At 71.0% G+C, this 1,053-nt stretch carries 1 protein-coding gene; it reads right to left on the reverse strand.

All coding sequences use genetic code 11. The features are described 5' to 3' along the window. Positions 1-69: 69 nt before the first annotated feature. Positions 70-1,032, reverse strand: coding sequence for an electron transfer flavoprotein subunit alpha/FixB family protein (locus tag ACLJPL_RS33995; RefSeq protein WP_411084807.1), 963 nt, complete (start codon positions 1,030-1,032; stop codon positions 70-72). Between the last annotated feature and the right edge of the window lie 21 nt (positions 1,033-1,053).

The following is a 1,053-nucleotide window of genomic DNA, read 5'->3' on the forward strand; positions in this document are numbered from 1 at the left end:
AACGGCGCTGGGCCGCGCGGTGGGGTGCACCGTGCGGCCCAGGGCGGGGGTGTTGCGTGTGGGGTGTGTTCAGTTCTTGCGGGTGTTGATTTCTTCGGTGAGTTGGGGGACGACGGTGAAGAGGTCGCCGATGACGCCGTAGTCGACGAGGTCGAAGATGGGGGCTTCGGCGTCCTTGTTGATCGCGACGATGGTCTTGGAGGTCTGCATCCCGGCCCGGTGCTGGATCGCGCCGGAGATGCCGGAGGCGATGTAGAGCTGGGGGGAGACGGATTTGCCGGTCTGGCCGACCTGGGAGGTGTGCGGGTACCAGCCCGCGTCGACCGCTGCCCGTGAGGCGCCCACCGCCGCGCCCAGGGAGTCGGCGAGGGCCTCGATGAGGGGGAAGTTCTCCGCCCCGTTGACGCCGCGCCCGCCGGAGACCACGATCGCGGCCTCGGTCAGCTCCGGGCGCCCGGTCACCTCGCGCGGGGTGCGCGAGGTGACCTTCGTGCCCGTGGCCGCAGCCCCGAACGACACGCTCAGCGCCTGCACCGCACCCGCCGCCGCGACCGGCTCCACGGGGGCCGAGTTCGGCTTGACGGTGATGACGGGAACACCCCGCGAGACACGGGACTTGGTGGTGTAGGAGGCGGCGAACACCGCCTGCGTCGCCACCGGCCCCTGCTCACCGGCCTCGACGTCGGTGGCGTCGGTGATGACGCCCGACCCGATCCGCAGCGCCAGACGCGCGGCGATCTCCTTGCCGTCCGCCGAGGACGGGATCAGCACCGCCACCGGGGACACCGCATCCACCGCCGCCTGCAACGCGTCGACCTTCGGCACCACCAGATAGTCCGCGAACTCCGCCGCGTCCGCGGTCAGGACCCGCACCGCACCGTGCTCACCCAGCACACCGGCGGTCGCCTCCGCACCCGCGCCCAACGCCACCGCGACCGGGTCACCGATCCGGCGGGCCAGCGTCAGCAACTCCAGGGTCGGCTTGCGGACCGCACCGTCCACGTGATCGACGAGAACAACAACTTCAGCCATGACAACGCACTCCAGACGAGA

Source organism: Streptomyces sp. cmx-18-6, from assembly GCF_046548915.1.
Classification (GTDB): Bacteria; Actinomycetota; Actinomycetes; order Streptomycetales; family Streptomycetaceae; genus Streptomyces.